Source organism: Pigmentiphaga soli (assembly GCF_039541095.1).
GTDB classification, from domain to species: Bacteria; Pseudomonadota; Gammaproteobacteria; order Burkholderiales; family Burkholderiaceae_B; genus Pigmentiphaga; species Pigmentiphaga soli.
In genome coordinates this window covers 80,033-100,129 of the sequence record NZ_BAABFO010000009.1, presented here as the reverse complement: position 1 = coordinate 100,129, position 20,097 = coordinate 80,033, and the positions used below count along the sequence as shown (strand labels likewise).

General features: G+C 70.0%; 20 protein-coding genes. 6 read left to right on the top strand and 14 right to left on the bottom strand.

What is annotated here, in order from left to right; genetic code table 11:
* Positions 1-49 precede the first annotated feature (49 nt).
* From ABD927_RS11345 to ABD927_RS11305, 9 genes are read right to left on the bottom strand one after another with little or no spacing between them, the layout of a single operon-like run.
* Positions 50-1,438, bottom strand: coding sequence for an MmgE/PrpD family protein (locus ABD927_RS11345; protein ID WP_345249391.1), 1,389 nt, complete (start codon positions 1,436-1,438; stop codon positions 50-52).
* The gene (locus ABD927_RS11340) at positions 1,435-2,469 is read right to left on the bottom strand and encodes a Bug family tripartite tricarboxylate transporter substrate binding protein (protein ID WP_345249389.1); all 1,035 of its coding nucleotides are present in this window, start codon (positions 2,467-2,469) and stop codon (positions 1,435-1,437) included. Before ABD927_RS11340 ends, ABD927_RS11345 begins: the two co-directional genes overlap by 4 nt.
* Entirely contained in the window at positions 2,429-4,546 is a 2,118-nt protein-coding gene (locus ABD927_RS11335; protein WP_345249387.1) for an acetate--CoA ligase family protein, read from the bottom strand. Before ABD927_RS11335 ends, ABD927_RS11340 begins: the two co-directional genes overlap by 41 nt.
* Before the next feature lie 43 nt (positions 4,547-4,589).
* Entirely contained in the window at positions 4,590-5,744 is a 1,155-nt protein-coding gene (locus ABD927_RS11330; RefSeq protein WP_345249385.1) for an acyl-CoA dehydrogenase family protein, read from the bottom strand.
* A 40-nt stretch (positions 5,745-5,784) separates the two neighbouring features.
* Positions 5,785-6,948, bottom strand: a complete 1,164-nt coding sequence (locus tag ABD927_RS11325) for a thiolase (protein WP_345249383.1) — start codon at positions 6,946-6,948, stop codon at positions 5,785-5,787.
* Positions 6,945-7,337 carry a Zn-ribbon domain-containing OB-fold protein gene (locus tag ABD927_RS11320; RefSeq protein ID WP_345249381.1) on the bottom strand — a complete coding sequence of 131 codons (393 nt, stop codon included), beginning with the start codon at positions 7,335-7,337 and terminating at the stop codon, positions 6,945-6,947. The genes ABD927_RS11325 and ABD927_RS11320 overlap by 4 nt, the downstream gene beginning before the upstream one ends.
* Positions 7,334-7,801, bottom strand: coding sequence for a MaoC family dehydratase (locus tag ABD927_RS11315; RefSeq protein WP_345249379.1), 468 nt, complete (start codon positions 7,799-7,801; stop codon positions 7,334-7,336). The genes ABD927_RS11320 and ABD927_RS11315 overlap by 4 nt, the downstream gene beginning before the upstream one ends.
* A 13-nt stretch (positions 7,802-7,814) precedes the next feature.
* Entirely contained in the window at positions 7,815-8,717 is a 903-nt protein-coding gene (locus ABD927_RS11310; RefSeq protein WP_345249377.1) for an SDR family oxidoreductase, read from the bottom strand.
* A 60-nt stretch (positions 8,718-8,777) separates the two neighbouring features.
* The gene (locus tag ABD927_RS11305; protein WP_345249375.1) at positions 8,778-9,602 is read right to left on the bottom strand and encodes an enoyl-CoA hydratase-related protein; all 825 of its coding nucleotides are present in this window, start codon (positions 9,600-9,602) and stop codon (positions 8,778-8,780) included.
* Between the two features lie 147 nt (positions 9,603-9,749).
* Between ABD927_RS11305 and ABD927_RS11300 the strand changes: the two genes are divergently transcribed.
* A complete protein-coding gene (locus ABD927_RS11300) occupies positions 9,750-10,559 on the top strand; it encodes an IclR family transcriptional regulator (RefSeq protein ID WP_345249373.1) in 810 nt (269 codons plus the stop codon).
* Positions 10,560-10,580: 21 nt separating this feature from the next.
* Here ABD927_RS11300 and ABD927_RS11295 read toward each other — a convergent pair whose 3' ends face one another.
* A complete protein-coding gene (locus tag ABD927_RS11295; protein WP_345249371.1) occupies positions 10,581-11,321 on the bottom strand; it encodes an SDR family NAD(P)-dependent oxidoreductase in 741 nt (246 codons plus the stop codon).
* A 147-nt stretch (positions 11,322-11,468) separates the two neighbouring features.
* On the opposite strand from ABD927_RS11295, the gene ABD927_RS11290 reads away from it, so the two are divergent.
* The 4 genes from ABD927_RS11290 (at position 11,469) to ABD927_RS11275 (ending at position 15,651) form a co-directional block, all read left to right on the top strand.
* Positions 11,469-12,446 carry a Bug family tripartite tricarboxylate transporter substrate binding protein gene (locus ABD927_RS11290; RefSeq protein WP_345249369.1) on the top strand — a complete coding sequence of 326 codons (978 nt, stop codon included), beginning with the start codon at positions 11,469-11,471 and terminating at the stop codon, positions 12,444-12,446.
* Between the two features lie 68 nt (positions 12,447-12,514).
* The gene (leuC, locus tag ABD927_RS11285; RefSeq protein WP_345249367.1) at positions 12,515-13,930 is read left to right on the top strand and encodes a 3-isopropylmalate dehydratase large subunit; all 1,416 of its coding nucleotides are present in this window, start codon (positions 12,515-12,517) and stop codon (positions 13,928-13,930) included.
* Positions 13,931-13,939: 9 nt separating this feature from the next.
* On the top strand, positions 13,940-14,551 hold the full coding sequence (gene leuD, locus ABD927_RS11280) for a 3-isopropylmalate dehydratase small subunit (RefSeq protein WP_345249365.1): 612 nt from the start codon (positions 13,940-13,942) through the stop codon (positions 14,549-14,551).
* 89 nt (positions 14,552-14,640) lie between these two features.
* The gene (locus tag ABD927_RS11275) at positions 14,641-15,651 is read left to right on the top strand and encodes an Ldh family oxidoreductase (protein WP_345249363.1); all 1,011 of its coding nucleotides are present in this window, start codon (positions 14,641-14,643) and stop codon (positions 15,649-15,651) included.
* Positions 15,652-15,745: 94 nt separating this feature from the next.
* Here ABD927_RS11275 and ABD927_RS11270 read toward each other — a convergent pair whose 3' ends face one another.
* From ABD927_RS11270 to ABD927_RS11260, 3 genes are read right to left on the bottom strand one after another with little or no spacing between them, the layout of a single operon-like run.
* Positions 15,746-16,750, bottom strand: coding sequence for a tripartite tricarboxylate transporter substrate binding protein (locus ABD927_RS11270; protein ID WP_345249361.1), 1,005 nt, complete (start codon positions 16,748-16,750; stop codon positions 15,746-15,748).
* 36 nt (positions 16,751-16,786) lie between these two features.
* Entirely contained in the window at positions 16,787-17,371 is a 585-nt protein-coding gene (locus ABD927_RS11265) for an FAD-binding protein (RefSeq protein ID WP_345249359.1), read from the bottom strand.
* 15 nt (positions 17,372-17,386) lie between these two features.
* Positions 17,387-18,139, bottom strand: a complete 753-nt coding sequence (locus tag ABD927_RS11260; protein ID WP_345249357.1) for a hypothetical protein — start codon at positions 18,137-18,139, stop codon at positions 17,387-17,389.
* A gap of 214 nt (positions 18,140-18,353) precedes the next feature.
* Between ABD927_RS11260 and ABD927_RS11255 the strand changes: the two genes are divergently transcribed.
* Complete coding sequence (locus ABD927_RS11255; RefSeq protein ID WP_345249355.1) at positions 18,354-19,094, top strand: IclR family transcriptional regulator; 741 nt, start codon at positions 18,354-18,356, stop codon at positions 19,092-19,094.
* 163 nt (positions 19,095-19,257) lie between these two features.
* On the opposite strand, the gene ABD927_RS11250 is transcribed toward ABD927_RS11255, so the two are convergent.
* Positions 19,258-20,034 carry an SDR family NAD(P)-dependent oxidoreductase gene (locus tag ABD927_RS11250; protein ID WP_345249353.1) on the bottom strand — a complete coding sequence of 259 codons (777 nt, stop codon included), beginning with the start codon at positions 20,032-20,034 and terminating at the stop codon, positions 19,258-19,260.
* Between the last annotated feature and the right edge of the window lie 63 nt (positions 20,035-20,097).

Below are 20,097 nucleotides of genomic sequence, written 5' to 3'. Positions count from 1 at the left end.
ATGAGGTGTGGCGGCCGGGCCCGCCGGGATCGGCGCCGCGCCGCGCGGCCTACCACCGGTAAAGCGCGCCCGCGTCGTCCAGGCGCTCGAAGCCCCATATCGCCTGCAGCAGCTCCGCGCCGCGCGCCGCGCCGATCAGCGGCTCGCAGTTGGCGCGGAACTTGTGCTCCAGGTCGGCATCGGTGAGCGGGTTGGCGCGTTCGCCCTTGGGCTCGACGATGCGCGCGTGCAGGCTGCGGCCGTCCTTGAGCGCGAGGGTGACGGCGCCCGACCGCACGCCCGGATAGATCCGTTCGCATTCCGGGTCGACCACGGTGTAGATCCGCCGCATCAGATCGGCCAGGTCGGCGCGCGCGAGGTTGTCGGGCAGGAACATCGGCGCGGTCACGTCGCCGTCGGCGATCGCCATCGCCGCCGCGCAGGGCGCGCTCATCTGCGCTTCCAGCAGGGTTTCGCAGTGCTGGTGGTCGTGGCCCAGCGCGCCGACGGCGTACAGGCCCACCTCGGCGCGCTCCACGTCCTGCGTGCCGAAGTCGTGCTCGGCGTGCAGTTGGCGGATGCCGTCGAGCACGGCGTGGTAATGGCGGCAGCAGGGGTAGGGCTTGAAGTAGACCTCGGCGATGGCGTGGCGGCGGCCCAGGTCTTGCAGCAGCGCGGCGGGGCGGATCTGGCCGTTGCCGAACACGTTGAGGAAACCCAGCCTGCCTTCCAGCACGCGCGTGGGGCCGGTGATGCCGCGCCGCGCCAGCTCGGCGCACAGCAGGCCGTCGCGCGCCGCCTTGCCCGGATGCAGGCGCTTGATCTCGGCGCCTTCCTCCAGGTATTCGCGGATGCCGCCGGCGAAGCTGCCGGCCAGGCCGAGCGCGTTCAGCGTGGCCTCGGCGTCCAGCCGCAGGATCGAGGCGGCGCCGGCCGCGGCGCCGAACACGCCGGCGATGGCGGTGTTGTGGTAGCCGCGCCGTGCCGACGACGGATGGACAGTGGCGGCGATCCGCAGCATGACGTCGTAGCCCGCGGCCGCGGCCGCGAGGATCTCGCGCGGCGCGGCGCCGTGCCGCTGGGCGGCCGCCAGCACGGCCGGGAACACGGCGCCGGCCGGGTGGGCCGAGCCCTGCGTGTGGCCGTCGTCGAAATCCAGCCCGTGCGTGTTGGCGCCGTTGAGCAGCGCGGCGTTGGGCGCCGACAGCCTCAGGCCGCTGCCGATCACGCTGGCGTGCCGGCTGGCGTCTTCCTGCTCGAAGTAGTCGGCCAGGGCGCGCGACACCGGCATGGCCGAACCGGCCACCGCGCACGACACGTAGTCCAGCAGGGCGCGCTTGGCGGCGTGCACGGTGCCGGCCGGCAGATCGTCGAAGCGCAGGCCGGCCACGAAGGCGGCCAGGCGGCGGCTGGCGCCGTGCAGTTCCTCGGCGGCCGAGGCATCGATGGGGGCGTTCATTGCTTGCCTGCCAGATTGGCCTTGTCGACCACCTGCTTCCAGCGCCTGGCCTCGGCGCGGATGAAGGCGTCGAATTCCTCGGGCGTGCTGGTGACCGGCTCGGCGCCGTCGGCCGCCACCGCTTCGCGGATGTCGGGCGCGCTCATCGCCTGGGCGATGGCCTGGCTCAGCTTGTGGACGATGGGGGCCGGCGTGCCGGCCGGCGCCATGACGCCGTTCCAGCTCTCGGCCTTGAAGCCCGGCACGCCGGCCTCGGCGATGGTGGGCACCTCGGGCAGCGCGGCGGTGCGGCGGCCACCGGCCACCGCCAGCGCCTTCAGCTGCCCCTGCTTGACCGAGGGGATGGTGTTGATCGCGCCGCCGAACATGACGTCGACCTCGCCGGCCAGCATTGCCACCAGCGCCGGCCCGGTGCCCTTGTACGGGATCTGGACCATGTCGGTATCGGTCATCTGCTTGAACAGCTCCATGACGATCATGGGCGACGACGAGCTGGCGCCGTAGTTGAGCTTGCCCGGCTGCTTTTTGGCCAGCGCGACGAGGTCGCGCACGGAATTGACGGGCAGCTTCTTCGAGGCCACCAGCACGGTGGACGAGGCCGTCGTCTGGCTCACGCCGGTAAAGCTCTTGATCGGGTCGTACGGCACCTTGCTGATGAAGGGCAGCACGGCGAAGGTGCCGAAGTTGCCCAGCAGCAGGGTGTAGCCGTCGGGTTCGGCCTGGGCCACGTACTGGGTGCCGATGGCGCCTTCGGCGCCCGGCTTGTTCTCCACCACCACCGTCTGGCCCAGCACCTTGGAGAGTTGCTGGGCCAGGCGGCGGGCGACGGTGTCGGTGCCGCCGCCGGGCGAGAACGGCGAGATCAGCCGTACCGGCCGGTTGGGATAATCGCCGGCGCCGTCGCCGGGCGCTGCCCATGCCTGGGATGCCGCTGCGGCGGCGGCGCACAGCAGCGTCGCGCCGAGGGCCCGCCGCAGCGCGCCGCGGCCGCTACGCGATGAATGCCAAACTGTCGACTGCGTGGACTCCATTGTCTGTCTCCATGATTATCAGCGGATTGATTTCCGCTTCGGTTATGGTTTTGCCATCGGCATTCGCCAGCAGGGACATGGCGCGGATGGCGCGCGCCAGCGCTTCGCTGTCGCCCGCCGGGCGGTTGCGCCAGCCCTTGAGGACGGCCAGCTCGGGGACTTCGTCGATCATTTCGCGCGCGGTGGCGAGGTCGACCGGCGCGATGCGCACCGACCGGCTGCGTCCCAGCTCCGCCGTGATGCCGCCCATGGCCAGCATCACGATCGGCCCGACTTCGTGGTCGCGCCGGAAACCGACGATGACTTCGGCCAGGCCCTTGACCATCGGCTGCGCCAGCACGCCGTCGATGGCGGCGCCGGGGAACTGGCGGACGGCGCGTTCCAGCATGTCGTCCACCACGCCGTCGAGGCGGTCCTCGCTCACGTTCAGCGCCACCAGGCCGGCGTCCGTCTTGTGCGGGATCGCGGCCGACAGGATCTTGACCGCGTAGGGGCCGGCGAATGGCGGCCGCTGGCCGGCGGCGCGCAGCAGCGCGTTGGGAGCCATCGGTACGCCGCAGGCGGCGAACAGCCGCGCGGCGTCGCGCTCGTTGAGCGCGCCCGCGGGCAGTTGCGGCAGCAGTTCGCGCGCGGCCGGCGGCAGCTCCGTCGTGGCCGCGTCGCGGCGGGCCGGCGCGTGCCAGCTCAGGTAGGCGTGCACGGCATCGGCGCACGACTCCGGCGTGTTGAACGCGGCCACGCCGTGCTGCTGCAGCAGCGCCAGGCCGGCCTCCGCCTTGGGGCCGAGGAACACGGCCAGCGGCTTCCCGTCGAGCGGCGAGGCGTTGAGCACGCGGTCGACGATGACCTGCGGATTGGTGCGCGCGCTGGAGCCGATCACCGACACCACCGCGCCGCAGTGGTCCGAGGCCAGCAGCTCGGACAGGATGGCCGAATAGCGGCCGCCTTCGCTGCCGCCCATCGGGATGTCGGTCAGCGGCGCGGCCGAGATGTCGATGCCTTTTTCGCGCAGGCGGGCGCGCAGCGGCTCGGGCGGCCCCACCACCCGGCTGCCGAGCGCGCCCAGCCGGTCGACCACCATCGCCGCCACGCCGCCGGTGCCGCTGATCGCGCCCACCTGCCGGTTGGCGGGCGGCCGGTGGCCGCGCACCAGTTGCGGCGCCTCGATCAGCCCTTCGAGCGTGTCGACCCGGATCATGCCGTGGTCGCGGAAGAAGGCGTTGGCCACGTCGTCGGCGCCGACGATGGCGCCCGTATGGCTGTTGGCGATCTCGCGCCCGACCGCGGACCGGCCGAGCTTGTAGACGAGGACCGGCTTGCCGGCGTCGAAGGCGCGGCGCGCGGCGGCCGCCAGCCGATCGGCGTCGCGGAAGGTTTCCAGGAACAGCAGGATGGCGCCGGTGTCGGCGTCGTCGACCAGCATGCCGGCGATGTCGCCCACCGCCAGGTCGGCCTCGTTGCCGACCGACACCAGCTTGGAAAAGCCCAGCCCGCGCGCCTGCGCCCGCGTCAGCAGCGTGCCCAGCATGCTGCCGCTCTGCGAGACCACGCTCAGCGGCCCGCGTATCAGCGTCTCCTGCTCGACCACGGCATTGGCGGTCAGCGGGATGGCGTCGCTCACGTTGATCAGGCCCAGGCAGTTCGGGCCGAGCAGCCGCAGGCCGCCGTCGCGCGCCCGCTGCACGATGTCGCGCTGCAGGGCGGCGCCGGCCTCGCCCGTTTCGGCGAAGCCGGCGCTGAACAGGGTGGCCACCTTGACGCCGGCCTCCACGCACTGGTCGATGGCGTCCGGCACGTCGCGCGCGCCGACCATGATGAAAGCGTGGTCCACCGGCCCCGGCGCGTCGGCCACGCGCCGGTAGGCCTTGTCGCCGAGCACCTCGTCGCGGCCCGGGTTGATGGGCAGGATGCGGCCCGCGTAGCCGGCCGCGCGCAGGAAGCGATGCGGGCGCGAGGTCAGCTTCTTCGGGTCGCCGGAAGCGCCGATCAGCGCGATCGCTCGCGGGCGCAGGAAGGCCTGCGCCAGGCCGGCGTCGGGCGCCGCGGAGGCGCCGCGCTGCGATGGGGTATCAGTCACCTTGCTTGTCTCCGGTGTGGGCATGCGGCGCGCGCGGCCGCCGTCATTCGGCGGCCCTGGGCGGCCGCTGCGAGAAGCGCCGGCCGAAGATGGTCTCGGCCAGCCGGTTTTTCATCATCTCGATCGAGCCGCCGGCGATCATCCAGCCGCGGCTGCGGCGCAGGCAGTACTCGACCAGCGTTTCCTGCGTGTAGCCCAGCCCGCCCATCACCTGCATCGCCTCGTTGGCCACCTCGAAGCCGGTCTGGTTGCACAGCAGCTTGGCCAGCGAGGTCTCGTCGCCCGAGGGGAAGCCGTCGTCGGCATTGGTGGCCGCGCGGTACAGCAGCATGCGCGAGGCTTCGAGCTTGACCTTCATCTCGGCGAACTTCCATTGCAGGCCCTGGAACTCGCACAGCGGACGGCCGAACTGATTGCGCTGCAACGCGTAGTCGCGCGCCAGGTCGAAGCAGTACTGGCCGTAGGCCAGCGAGCGGGCGGCGTTGCCGATGCGCTCCACGTTGAAGCCGCTGATCTGCTTCTTGAACCCGCCCTCGGGAAGCAGCACGTCTTCGCGCGGCACGTAGACGTTGTCGAAGAACAGCGGGGCCCAGTGGGCGCCCGACATGAAGGTCGACGTCTTGCCGATCGAGAAGCCGGGCGCCGTGCGGCGCAGCAGCACCGAGCCGATGCCGTTCAGGCCGGGGGCGTAGCGCACGTACACCAGGTAAATGTCGGCGTGCGGGTTGGGGAAGACCTTGGAACCGTTGATGCGGAAGCCGTCGCCGTCGGGCGTGGCGGTGGTGCGCAGGTCGGTCACGGCCGAGCCGGCGTCGGGTTCGGTCATCGCCACCGCGATGATCTCCCGCCCGGCCAGCACCGGCGCCAGGTAGCGCGCCTTCTGGTCGTCGTCGGAGAACTGCGCCAGCACGCGCACGGCGCCGAAATTGCCTTCCTGGATCACGTCGGCGCTGCGCGGGCAGAAGCGGGCGATGCTCTCGATCGCCAGCACCGCGTCCATCAGCGTGCCGCCCAGGCCGCCGTGCTCTTGCGGGATGGTGATGCCCAGCAGGCCGGCGGCCGCCATCTTCTCGGCCAGCGAGTGGGGGAACTTGGGCTCGTGGGCGCGGGCCAGCGCGCCGTCGGCCAGTTCGCGGCGGGCGAAATCCTCGACGGAGCTGACGAACATCCGTTGCTGTTCGCTCAATCTGAAGTCCATGTGCAGTCCTATTGGTTTCTGTATGGGTTTCTGTCTAGGGTCATACGGTGGAGGGGCCGCCCAGCACCACGGTGGCCTGCGACGACAGCACGCCGCCGTTGCCGTGCGCTACCGCGATCTCGGCATCGCGCACCTGGCGCGGCCCGCATTCGCCGCGCAGCTGGCGTACCGCCTCGATCAGCAGGAAGATGCCGTACATGCCCGGATGGCAGTACGAAAGCCCGCCGCCGTTGGTGTTCACCGGCACCGCGCCGCCCGGCGCGATGCGGCCGCCGCCGACGAAGGCGCCGCCTTCGCCCTTCTTGCAGAAGCCCAGGTCTTCCAGGAACAGGATGGTGTTGATGGTGAAAGCGTCGTAGACCTCGATGACGTCGACGTCGGCCGGCGCAATGCCGGCCTGGGCGTAGGCGATCTCGCCCGACTGGCGGGCGCCGGTGGTCGTCAGGTCGGGCATGCTGGAGATGCTCTGGTGGGTGGTCGCGTGCCCGGCTCCGAGCACGTATACCGGCGGCTTCTTCAGGTGCCGGGCGCGCTGGGCCGAGGTGACCACGACGGCACCGCCGCCGTCGGTCACCAGGCAGCAGTCGCGGATGGTCAGCGGGTGGCTGATCATCCGCGCATCGAGCACTTCTTCCACCGTCAGCGGCTTTTTCTCCCACGCCACGGGGTTGAGCAGCGCCCATTGGCGCGCGGCAACGGCTACCTCGGCCAACTGTTCGCGCGTGGTGCCGAACTCGTGCATGTGGCGCGCGGCGGCCAGCGCATAGGCGGTGGGCGGCAGGAAGGGCTTGAACGGCGCCTCGTAGGGATTGCGTTCGGTGGGGCTGGTGTTCTTGCGGCCCAGCGAGCGCTGCGTGCTGCCGTAGGCGATCACCGCCACCTCGCAGGCGCCGGCGGCGATCGCGTGCCGCGCCTTGGCCAGGTGGCCGAGGAAGGACGAGCCGCCGGTCGAGGTGGAGTCGATGTAGGCCGTCGGCAGCCGCAGGTACTCGGCCAGTGCGACGCCCGCCAGCCGCGCCTGCGTGCTGGCGCAGAACAGGCCGTCGACGTCGCCCAGCGCCAGGCCGCAGTCGTCCAGCGCCCGCACCACGCCCTGCGCCATCAGGTCGATGGGCGAGTAGCCGGGGCCGACCTCGCCCAGTTCGGACTCCGCCGCGCCCACGATCGCGGTCGAGCCGCGTTCAACGATGCCGGTGCGATTCATGATGCGTCCATGGGAATGAAGACGGGGCAGGGTTCTTCGGCGTCCGCCGCGCACACGGCGAACCGCACGCGCATGCCGATGGCCACGTCCTGCGGCGGAATCCGTTCGATCCGCGTCATCAGGCGGAAGCCCTCGTCGCAGTCGACCAGCGCGACGTTGTAAGGCTCGCCGTCGCGCGGATACAGGACGGAGCTGCTGTAGACCGTGCCCAGGCCTTTGCTGATGCGCCACTCCAGCGCGGTCGAGCCGGTGTACGGGCAGGCCACGCGCGGGAAGAACACCGGCCTGCCGGCCGCCAGGCTGAACTGGTAGGCCAGCCGGCCCTCTTTCAGGTGGCCGAGGTAGACCGCGTGAGGGGACGGCGGATGCGATGCCGCGGGCGCGTTCATTGTTCTTCTCCGGAATAGACGATGGAGATCGTTTCGGCATACAGCGCCGGGCGCTCCACGCCTTCGATCTCGACACGGTTGTCGAAGGTCAGGCGCGCGCCGCCTTCGACCGGGTCGTAGGCCAGCAGCGAGCGGTGCAGCCGGATGCGCGAGCCGCTGGGCACCGGCGCGGTGAAGCGGACCTTGTTCGAACCGTAGTTGATCGCGCGCGTGCGCCGGCGGACGCGGTAGGTGCCGGCGCCCAGCCAGGCCAGCAGCGACAGGGTCAGCATGCCGTGGGCGATGGTCTTGCCGCCCGGCATTTCCTTTTGCGCGCGTTCCACGTCCACGTGGATCCAGTTGTGGTCGCCCGACACGGCGGCGAAGGCGTCGATGCGCGCCTGGTCCACCGTCAGCCAGCCGCTGGTGCCCAGCTTGCGGCCGACGTAGGGGCGCAGGTCCTGGTGGGTGTCGACTTCTATCATCGCGGGCTCCGGCTCAGTCCAGGTCCTTGCCTTTCATGTCGGCGTTGCGCCGCGCGCGGCGCGCCAGGTCCTGCAGGATGGGGCCGATGCGTTCGGGGTCGTCGACCGGCTCGGCGCTGGGGCCGCGGTGCCAGCCTTCCATCGCCGACAGAATGCCGCCGCCCACCTCGAACATGCGGCCGGTGACGTCGCCGCTGTGCGCGCTGGCCAGCCACACCACCACCGGCGAGATCCAGCGCGGGTGCCGGGCCTCGATCTCTTCCGGCGTGCGCTCGCGGATGCTTTCGGTCATGCGGGTCTGCGCGTGCGGGCACAGCGCGTTGACGGTGACGCCGTAGCGCTTGAGTTCGCGCGCGGCGATGATGGTCAGCCCGGCGATGCCCGCCTTGGCCGCGCCGTAGTTGGCCTGGCCGATGTTGCCGTACACGCCGGACGATGACGAAGTATTGATGATGCGGCCGCCGGCCGGTTCGCCGGTCTGCTTCTGCAGGTTGCGCCAGTAGGCGGCGGCATGGCGCATCGGCGCGAAGCTGCCCTTCAGGTGCACGCGGATGACGGCGTCCCACTCGCTCTCTTCCATATTGACCAGCATCCGGTCGCGCAGGATGCCCGCGTTGTTGACCAGCGCGTGCAGCGCGCCGAAGTGCTCGACCGTGCTGGAGACCAGGCGGGCGGCGCCTTCCCAGTCGCTCACGTCGTCGCCGTTGGCAACGGCTTCGCCGCCGGCGCGGCGGATCTCGTCCACCACTTCCTCGGCGGCCGACAGGTCGCGGCCGTGGCCGTCGCGGCCGGTGCCGAGGTCGTTGACGACCACGCGCGCGCCGTGCGCGGCCAGGGCCAGCGCGTGTTCGCGGCCGATGCCGCGCGCGGCGCCGGTGACGATGGCGACGCGGCCTTCACACAGTTTCTTGCTCATGGGTGGCTTCTCCGGCCGGCACGCGGCGCCGTTGCGCCGCGGCCGGCATCGTTATGGTTGTCAGGCATCGCCCAGGTCTTCGGCGAAGGCCGAAAAGCGGGGCGGGCGTTTTTCCACGTAGGCTTGCGCGGCCTCGCGGTGGTCGGCGGTACCGGTGCACAGCGCGTGGCGCCGCGCCTCGATGTCGAGCAGGTCGGACAGCGGCGCGCGCAGCCCGTCGTTCAGGTTGCGCTTCATGCAGGCGATGGCGGTGCGCGGCCCGTTGGCCAGCCGCGAGGCGATCGTCATCACCGTGTCTTGCAGCGCCTCCGGCGCCACCACCTGGTTCAGCAGGCCGATCTGCAGCGCGGCCTGCGCGTCGAGCAGCGGCGAGGTCAGGTACAGCTCGCGCGCCTTGGCCATGCCGACCAGGCGCGGCAGGAAGTAATGCCCGCCGTAGTCGCCCGACAGGCCCATGTTGACGAAGCCGGTCCGCAGCCGGGCCGTGTCGTCGGCGATGCGCAGGTCGCAGGCCATCGCGATCGACAGCGCGGCGCCCACCGCGAAGCCGCGGATCATGGCGATGCAGGGCTTGTCCATCGTGTGCAGCAATTCGGATATCTGCGTGCGGCGCCGCAGCGCGGCGATGCGTTCCTCGCGCGGCAGCGGCGCGGCCGCGCTGCCGGCCATGCGGGCGACGTCGCCGCCCGCGCTGAATGAGCCGCCGGCGCCGGTCAGCACCACCGCGCCGATCGCCGGCGCGGCGGCCGCTTCCTGCAGCGCGCCGCGCAGGTCTTCGTACAGTTCGATGCTGAAGGCATTGCGGCGCTCGGGCCGGTTGAAGGTCAGCAGCAGGACGCCGTCGCGGGCGTCCCTGAGCAAGTGCGGGCCTGCGGTCTGCAGCAAGGTCGTCTCCATTCGTCGTTGTGGCGAATTCTACGAACGGGGGTGGGGCGTGTGACGGCAAATAGTCCACATATCGAGATACTTGCTTGTGCCTGCGCGGCCCCGGAGCGATGATGCGGATCAGGCGCAATAAAGAAGGAGACGACCATGAGGCCAGGCGGCGACGCGCCCGCGGCCAACGCGGCGGCCGGTACGCAAACCGTGCAGCGCGCTTTCACGCTGCTGCGCATCATCACCAAGAACAACAGCCTGGGCAGCCGGCTGGTCGACCTGTACACGCGCTCGGGGCTGGAGCGGCCCACGGTGCACCGTATCCTGCAAGGCATGCTGGCCGAACAGGTGGTGCGGCAAGACAGGCAGAGCAAGCGTTACTACCTGGGCCCGCTGATCTACGAAATGGGCCTGGCGGCCGCACCCAAGGCGGCGCTGCGCGACATCGTCCATCCCTACATGAAGTCGCTTGCGAGGTATACCGGCGATACGGTGTTCATGACGGTGCGCTCGGGCTTCGACGGCGTGTGCGTGGCCCGCGCCGAAGGCGCCTTCCCGCTCAAGGTGCACATGATCGAGGTCGGCCTGCATCGGCCGCTGAACGTCGGCGCCGGCGGGCTGGCCCTGCTCAGCGCGCTGCCCGACGACGAGATACGGCGCGTGGCGCAGGTCAATGTGGAGCGCACCCGCAAGAAAGACCCGTCGTTTTCCGCCAGCGTGCTGCGCGCCAACGTGGCGGCCACGCGCCGCCGCGGCTTCGCCGTCAACAAGGCGCTCGACACGCCGCGCGTGATGGCGGTGGGGGTGGCGGCGCGCTATCCCGACGCCACGCCCGCCCTCGGGCTGAGCATCTCGACGCTGGCGTCGCGCTTCAGCAAAGGCTGGCAGGACATGGCGGTACGCTGCCTGAAAGAGGCCGTGCAGTCGATCGAGGCCGACCTGGCGCGCCAGGACGAAGGCGGCTGAGCCGCAGTCGGCCGTGGCGGCTCAGCTGCCGTAGCATCCCTGCGTGATGCCGGTCCGCCCGCCGTCGACCACGATGTTCGCGCCGTTGACGTAGGCGGACCACTCGCTGGCCAGGAAGAGCGCCACCCGCGCCACGTCGTCGGGCGTGCCGGTGCGGCCGGCTGGCGTGAGGCCGACCAGGCCGGCGTCCTTGGGGCGGGCGACGCCGTCGCGGATGGCGCCGGTGGAGATGCAATTGACCCGGATGCCGTACGGCGCGAGGTCGTGCGCCATGACGTGGGTCAGCGCGACCAGCCCGCCCTTGGCCGCGGAATAGGCCGCCAGCGCGGGATTGCCCAGGATGCCGTCGATCGAGCCGTGATGGATGATGGCCCCGCCGGGGCGCCGCTTCATCAGCGGCAGGAAGGCCTGCGAACAGACGAAGGCCGCCGTCAGGTTGCGGCCGACCATGCGTTGCCAGGTTTCGAGGGTGGTGGTTTCGAAACGCTGCCCCTCGGCCCGGCCGGCCAGGTTGAACAGGATGTCGACCTGCCCCAGGATGCGCTCGCACCGCGGCACGATGGCCGCCACCTGCCCGGCATCCGATACGTCGGCGAACAAGCGCGGTGTGTCCCGGGCCTCGCCGCCGGCGGGCGTCCAGCCCTCGTCCGAATCGTCGATGCAGACCACCTTGGCGCCTTCGGCGGCGAACAGCCGGGCGGTCGCGCGGCCGATGCCGTAGGGGTTGCCGGTGATGACTGCCGTTTTGTCATGCAAGAGCATGGGCATCATCTTTGGTTTCGATCAGTGGAACATTGCTTGAAGAATGGAACCGATGATACCATCGGCCCATGCCGCCGGGCATGGGCGCCGTTCCCCTCCCGGCCCCACCCATTGCTGCACAGACAGTACGAGGTTGGAGGAGACATCATGCAGAAACGGACCATGCTGCACGGGCTGGCCTGTGCGGCGCTCGCCGCCGCGGCCGGCACCGCCATGCGGCCTGCCGCGGCCGAGGGCTACCCGAACCGGCCGATCCGCTGGGTGGTGCCATGGCCGCCGGGCGGCGGCGCCGACCTGATGGCACGCATCATCAACACCAAGGCGGGCGAGATCCTCGGCCAGCCTATCGTGATCGACAACCGCGGCGGCGCGGCGGGCAACATCGGCACGCAGATCGGCGCCACGGCGCCGGCCGACGGCTACACCATCACTTTCGGCTATTCGGGCACGCTGGCCATCAACCCCTTCGTCTATCCCGACACGCAATGGAAGCAGAGCGATTTCGAATCGGTCATCTTCCTGGCCAAGGTGCCGCTGACGCTGGTGGTCAACGCCAACCTGCCGGTGAAGAACGTCAAGGAATTCATCGCGCTGGCCAAGACGCGGCAGCTTACCTTCGGCTCCTCGGGGCCGGGTTCGATCAACCACCTGGCCGGCGTGCTGTTCGCCTCGATGACCGGCGCCAACCTGCTGCACGTTCCCTATCGTGGCGGCGGACCGGCCATGAACGCCGTGCTGGGCGGGCAGGTGGATGCCTTGTTCATGGTGCCGGTGGTGGCAGCGCCGCAGCTCAAGGGCGACAAGCTGCGCGCGATCGGCGTGACCAGCGCCAAGCGTACCGACGTGCTGCCCGAGGTGCCCACCATCGCCGAGGCGGGCGTGCCCGGCTACGAGGTCAGTTCCTGGAACGGCGTGATGGTGCCGGCCGGCACTCCGAAAGACGTGATCGCCAGGCTCAATGCCGCCTTCAACAAGGCCATGCAGGATCCGCAGGTGCGCAAGGGCCTGGCCGAGAACGGCTACGACATCGAGGGCGGCGGGCCCGAGCGGTTCACGCAGTGGGTCGATAGCGAGCTCGCCAAATGGGGCCCCGTGGTCAAGCGGGCGAACCTGCGCCCGGAATAGCCGGGGCCCGCCAGCGTCCGCACCAGCCCGCGCGCCCCTTTTTTCCGAACGATACGAGGCAGTACAGCATGAGCGCACCGCGCACGATGTTCGAAAAGATCTGGGACGCGCACGTCATCGTCACGGGCGCCGGCGGCGACGCGCTGCTGCACGTGGACCGCAATTTCATCCACGAGGGTTCCTTCCACGCCTTCGCCGCGCTGCAGGCGGGCGGCCTGGCGGTGCGCAAGCCGCGCCAGACCTTCGCGGTGGCCGATCACTATGCGCCCACGCTGAACCGCGAGCAGGGCATCGCCGCGGTGCCCGATCCAGAAATGCGCGAGATGATCCAGCTGCTCGACGCCAATACCGCGCGGCACGGCATCCGGCATTTCGGCCTGGACGATCCCGACCAGGGCATCGTGCACGTCATCGGGCCCGAACTGGGCCTTACCCAGCCGGGCCTGCTCATCACCTGCGGCGATTCGCATACGTCCACCCACGGCGCGCTCGGGGCCTATGCCTTCGGCATCGGCCAGTCGCAGCTGCGGCTGGTGATGGCCACCCAGACCATCTGGCAGAAGAAGCCCAGGACCCTGCGCATCGCGGTGGAAGGCGCGCTCGCGCCGGGCGTGTCGGCCAAGGACGTGGTGCTGGCGATCATCGCCCGCATCGGCACCGCGGGCGCCACGGGCCACACCATCGAGTACGCCGGTTCGGCGATCCGTTCGCTGTCCATGGAGGGGCGGCTGACGGTGTGCAATATGTCCATCGAGGCCGGCGCGCGCGCCGGGCTGGTGGCGCCCGACGACGCCACCTACGACTATCTGTACGGCCGGCGCCATGCGCCGAAAGGCGCCGACTGGGACCGCGCGGTAGCGATGTGGCGCCGGCTGCCCAGCGACGACGGCGCGCGCTTCGACCGCGAAGTCGTGCTCGACGGCGCAGCCATCGCGCCCATGGTCACCTGGGGCACGAGCCCGGAAGAAGCCGTGCCCATCGACGCCGCGGTGCCCGACCCGCGGCAGGCGCCCGACGCCGACCGGCGCGCCCACATGGAACAGGCGCTGCGCTACATGGACCTGGCGCCGGGCACGCCGGTCGAGCAGATCCGCATCGACCGCGCCTTCATCGGCACCTGCACCAACGGCCGCATCGAAGACCTGCGCGCCGCGGCCCAGGTGCTCAAGGGCCGCAAGATCGTCATCCCGGCCTGGGTGTCGCCCGGCTCCACCGCCGTCAAGCGCCAGGCCGAAGCCGAGGGGCTGGACCGCATCTTCAAGGCGGCCGGCTTCGAATGGCGCGCCTCGGGCTGTTCCGGCTGCGCCGCGATGAACGGCGACCAGGTGCCCGCCGGCGAACGCTGCGCCTCGACTTCCAACCGCAATTTCGAGGGCCGCCAGGGCGCCGGTTCGCGCACCCATCTGGTCAGCCCGGCGATGGCCGCCGCCGCCGCCGTGACCGGCCGCCTGACCGACGTGCGCAAGCTGATGGCCGGGCGATAGGAGGCCGCCATGCAACCCTTCACCACCCTGACCGCCGTGGCCGCGCCGCTGGACATGGCCAACATCGATACCGACAAGATCATTCCCGCTCGTTTCCTGCGCAAGCACCGCGGCGATCCCGGCTACGCCGACCTGGCCTTCCACGACATCCGCTTCGACGCCGACGGCGCCGAACGGCCCGAATTCGTGCTCAACCAGGCGCCTTACCGCGCGGCGCAGGTGCTGGTGGCCGGCGCCAATTTCGGCTGCGGCTCCTCGCGCGAGGCGGCGGTGTACGTGCTGGCCGATCGCGGCATCCGCAGCGTGATCGCGCCCTCGTTCGGCGACATCCATTACGCCAACGAGCTGCAGAACGGCATGCTGCCGGTGATCCTGCCCGAGGACGACTGCCAGGCGCTGCGCCGCGAACTGCACGAACGGCCGGGCGCCGCGGTCGCCATCGACCTGCCGGCGCAGACCGTCACCGCGCCCTCGGGCCGCAGCTGGCGCTTCGAGATCGACCCGGCCTACAAGGAGCGGCTGCTCAAGGGTCTGGACGACATCGGCCTGGTGATGCAGCACATCGGCGCGATCGAGGCCTTCGAGGCCAGACGCCACGCCGACATGCCCTGGCTGGCCTGAGGCGCGGGAGCGGCAATGAGCCTCATGCCGTCTGCCGCCGGCCGACCGCCGCGGCGCCCATCCTTCTACCGCAACCCTCCCCGGATCCCATGAACGATACCCTGCTCGACCAAGACACCGCCGATACCGTCAGACTGAGCGTGGACGAAGCGCGCGCCCTCGGGGAGGCGGCGCTGCGCAAGCTCGGCTACACGCCGGAAGAGGCCGCGATGGTGGCCACGCACCTGGTGGACGCCACCACCTGGGGCTACGAGTTCGCCGGCCTGCCCCGCATCCTGGTCATCGCCGACCGGCCCGAGCTGAAGAAGCCGCGCCAGCCGGTCTCCATCGTCAAGGAGACGCCGGTCTCGGCCTTGCTGGACGGAGGCAACCATGTCGGCTACGTGTCGATCCCGAAGGCGGTGGACGTGGTCCTCGACAAGGTCCGCCAGTCGGGCGTGGCCGTGGTCGGCCTGCGCAACAGCTGGTTCGCCGGCCGCAATGCCTACTATCTGGAGAGGATCGCCCGCGCGGGCCATGCCGTCGTCTACTTCGGCAGCAGCACGCCCACGGTGGTGCCGCCGGGCGCCGCCAGGAAGATCCTGGGCACCAATCCGCTGGCGATCGCGCTGCCGGGCAAGGACAATCCCTTCATCTTCGACATGGGAACCGGCTCGGTGATGACGGGCGAAATCATGCTGAAGGCCTTCCTCGGCGAGTCGTTCGAGGAGATTGTCGGCATTGACGGCAAGGGCGTGCCCACGCGCGTGGCCAGCGAGCTGAAGGAGGGCGGCGTGTTTCCGTTCGGCGGGCACAAGGGCTACGGCATCTCGGTGGCGATCCAGGCCATGGGGCTGCTCGCGGGCTCCCGCTTTCGCAATGGCGAGGTCAGTGACTTCGGTTCGCTATTCCTCGCCTTCGATCCCGAACTGCTGATGCCGCGCGAGCGGTTCACGGACGAACTGGAGGAATTGCTGGGGAAGATCAGAAACTTGCCGCGCCAGCCGGGCGTGCCCGAGATCCGCATTCCTTCCGAGCGCGGATTCCGCGAACGCGAAATCCGCCGCCGGCAGGGCATCCTGGTGAACAGGCACGTGGTGGAGCGGCTGCGCAGCATGTAGCCCACCCCTACGCGCTTCGCGCACCCCTCAAGGGGCGACGCTGGCGGACCGGCGGAGCCGGATCCGCGGCGTCCCGGGTTTGCGGCTTTTTATTTTACTGAGGCTGGATGCCGGCCGCGCTCAGCTCCTTCGGCCAGCGCGCCATGTCTTTGCGCGCCCACTTGGTGAATTCTTCCGGCGTGCTGCCGATGAGGGCGAAGCTCAGCCCTTCGAGCTGGCTGCGGACTTCGGGCGTGCGCAGCAGTTCGACGAACTTGGCGCTGAGCTTGTCGACGATGGGGCGCGGCGTCTTGGCCGGAACCAGCACGCCGTAGCAGGTATTGACGTCGAAGCCGGGGAAGCCCGATTCGGCCACGGTCGGAATGTCGGCCACCAGCGGCAGCCGCTGCGCCGACGTGACGGCCAGCGGGCGGACGCGGCCGTCGCGGGCATACGGGATCATTTCATGCGGCGCCGAGAAGATCAGGTTGACCTCGCCCGCCACCATCGCCTTGTTGGATTCGCCGGCGCCCTTGTACGGAATGTGGACCATCTTGATGCCGGCCCGCTGCTGGAACAGCGCGGCCGACAGATAGCTGGTCGTGCCGATGCCGGACGAGGCGTAGGTGAGGCTGTCGGGATGCGCCTTGGCGTAGGCCACCAGTTCCTGGACCGACTTCGCGGGCACCGAGTTGGCCACCACCAGCATATTGGGCGCGCAGGCCAGCAGCGACACGCGTTCGAAGTCATTCATGGTGTCGTAGGGCAGTTTCTTGTACAGGCTCGGGTTGAGCGTATAGCCGCCCGCCACCAGCAGGATCGTGTAGCCGTCGGGCGCGGCCTGCGCCACGGCCTGCGTGCCGATGATGCCGCTGGCCCCCGGCCGGTTGTCGACCACTACGGACTTGCCCCAGCTTTCGGTGATCCTGGCGCCCAGCAGCCGCGCCAGCACGTCGATGCCGCCGCCGGGCGACGACGGCGCGATGATGCGGATGGGCTTGTCAGGATAATTGGCGGCCGCCTGCGATGCGGCATCGCCGGCCGATACGGCCTGGCCCGACACGACGAGCAGCGCCGCGCCGGCCAAAATGCGCAGCTCCGGAAGTCCTGCGGTATGCATAGCTGTCTCCGTTGATGTCCATGTAGTTGTCCGCCTTCACGCCCACTGCGGCGGCCGGTGCGCGACGATGTGCTCGGCCGCCCGCAGCGCCGTCACGCTCGCCTTCGCCAGCCCGCCCACGTACCCGCCTGGCGGCCTCCCTCCAGCCCGCCGGTCGCGCTGCCCGCCCAGGCGCTTCAGTTCCGCTTCGAGGGCGCGCAGCATGACGTCGCCGCCGCGGCCTTTCCATTCGCATCCCTGCGGGGTGACCGAAGGCGGGGCCAGGACGAAGCTCTGGTAGCTATAGGGGACCCTTGATGAAGCGGACGCCCACCGACTGCATCCAGCGCACTGCCCGCGGCCCGTCGCGGGCGACCGCCTGTGCCAGGTCGGGGCGCGCGGTGGCGGCGGTCGTTTCCATGATCTTCGATACAGCAGGCCGGGATCGGCCGGGATGTCGGTGGCGCAGCAATGCCAGACGCCGGCGGTCAGCCGCGAGTTGCAGACGTAGCGGTCTTCTTCGAGTTTTTCCAGCACCACCGTGCGCAGTCCGCCCTGCGCCGCGCGCACGGCGGCGATCATGCCGGCAACCCCGGCGCCGATCACCGCCACATCGCATTCGATCCGTCCGGCTTCTGGCATGGCGCCCCGCCGCCGTCATTCGAGATCGCTGCGCGGGTACTGCAGTATCAGGACCTCGGCGCCTTTTTCGCCGGCCTGGATGACGAATTCCGGTTCGTCGTTCTCCACCACCACCATGGACCACAGGCCGAGTTCCTGGCCGTCGTGGATCAGGCTGCCGTTGCCCACGAAGACGTAATAGCCGCCCGAAGCCGACGGGTCGGGCCCGATCGCCTTCATGCCGCCGCCCAGGCGGACCACCTGAGCCTGCATTTCGTCGTCGCCCTTGAGCACCGTGTCCCACTGGACTTCCGTGCGGGACTGCATGACGGGTTCGATCGAAAAGCCGATCGGGTCCGTCGTCAGGTTGCGGCGCTTGCTGGGCTTGAGCCGTTCGCGAAAACCCGGCTTGTCGATGTACACGGGCTCGGAATTGCCGGTGAATATGCGCAGCGCCACGAAAGTCAGGCCGTAGGGGCCGGCCGTGATCGGGCCGTATGCGGTGTGATGGTCCTTGAACTGGACGGTGAGCGGCAAGAGCTTCTGGCCGCGGTTGCCGATCTCGCCCGAGCCCGCCAGGAACAGCTGGAACATGGACACGCCGTGGAAGTGCGGGACGATGGTTTCGTGGGCGTTGAGCTCGGACAGCGTGGCCTGCGGGCCGGGCGCGTGGGCGTTGGACGAGCGCGGCCCGAAATAGACCGTGCCCCAGTGCTGCCTGCCCGTCCCGGGGGAAATGACGGCGCGGCGTTGGGCGATGGCCTCGGCGCCGCTGCGGGTATGGATCATGGGTCGAACCTCCTGCGAATGTGCGATGGCCATGGCGGCGACCGACGGGGCGCCTGCCGCGGCATATGGCACATATTAACATGGGGTTCTGTTTGTCAATACGAGTTCCGATCAATGAAACTTGAGTCAGGGCTGAAGCCCGGCACGGTGGTATATACTCGCCCCTCCCGCGACGGGAGCGGTTCCAAAAACAGAAACTTCGAGGGTGATGACCATGATGCGCTCGGTCCAACGGATACTGGCCGTGTTCGAGAGCTTCAGTCCTGAGCGCACCAGCCTTTCCCTGCAGGAACTCGCAGACCGCATCGAACTGCCCAAGTCCACCGCCTTCCGCATCGTGCAGAGCCTGGAGAAGGCCGGCTACCTGGTCCGTCTGAACGACCGCCAGTACTGCCTTTCCTTCCGTTTCCTGCGCCTGGCGGGGCTGGTCAGGAGCACGCTGGGCATCCGCGAGATCGCCCGGCCGGTGATGGCCGACCTGGCCGAACAGACCCAGGAAGCGGTATCGGTGCACACCGTGATCGGCAACAACCGGGTCTGCATCGAATCGGTGTCGGCGGCGTCCACGCTGCGCAGCGTGGTCCAGCCCGGCGAGCAGGTGCCGCTGAGCATGGCGGGCTCGGCCTCCCGGGTCCTGCTGGCCTACATGCCGAAGAAAGAGTTGGCCGCGCTGCTGCCGGGCCTGGCCCGCAGCGTCAAGCGCACGCAGGCCTCGCTGCAGGCCGAGCTGGAGGCCGTTCGCCAGGCCGGCCATGCCGTCTCGCATGGCGAGCGCCTGCTGGGCGTGACGGCCATGTCGGCGCCCATTACCGACGTCAACGAAGAAGTGCGCTACTGCCTGTCGCTGGGCGGGCCCTCGGTGCGCGTGCAGGCCAGCGAAAAGCAGTTCGTCAAGCTGGTGGTCGAGGCGGCCAGCGAGATCAGCCGCCAGTTCGGCGGCGCGGCGCTAGGATGAACCCACCCCCTACGCGCTTCGCGCGCCCCCTCAAGGGGGCGATGCGGGCGGACCGGCGGAGCCGGATCCGCCGCATCCTGGATGCAGCGGCGCGGGTTCATGCGCCGTGGAAGGCGCGTAGCGCCCTGGGACACTGGCATGGCTTGCGCGGCCGTCGGCCAGGCTAGAAGAGCGTCCCGACCATCCCGCCGTCGAGCCTCAGGGTCGAACCGGTGATGAAGCCGGCCTGCCGCGAGGCCAGGAAGACGACCGCGGCGCACACTTCCTCCTGGCTGCCCATGCGCTGCAGCACATTCATTTTCTTGCGCGCCTGCGCCTGTTCCGCCGTATAGGCGGCCACGCCCGTGCGGTGCGGCGTTTCGATCAGCGCGGGCGCCACGCAGTTCACGGTGATGCCGCGCGCGCCGAGCTCGTTGGCCAGGTGCTTCAGATAGGCCGTGACTCCGGCCCGGAACACGGTGGACAGCGCGTGATGCGGCATCGGCTGCTGCACCGAGGCCGAGGTGACGGCGATGATGCGGCCCGGGCCGGCGGCGCCCATCAGCGGATGGACCCGCTGCGCGATCTGGATGGCGCCCCAAAGCTGCGTCCGGTAGGCCGCGTCCCACCGCTCGCCGTCGGTTTCGTCCACCGTGGCCCGCAGCGGCACGGGCGCGCGGCCGGTGTTCAATACGGCCACGTCCAGGCCGCCGAACTCGCGCTCCAGCGTCGCGGCCAGCCGGTCGGCGTCGGCCGCTTCGCGCATGTCGCCCGGGCAGGGCAGCGCGTGCACGCCGTGCAGGCGCTCGATGTCGGCGGCAAGCGCCTCCAGCTTGTCGCGCGATCGCGCGAACAGCGCCACGTGCGCGCCTTCCGCCGCCAGTGCGAGCGCGATGTTGCGGCCCATGCCGCCGCTGCAGGCGGTGACCAGCGCGACTTTTCCTTTCAGGCCGAGATCCATGTGGCGATTCCTGTGGAAGCGGGGCTCGTGGCGTCCATGCCGACCATGTGCCGGGGAGCGTTC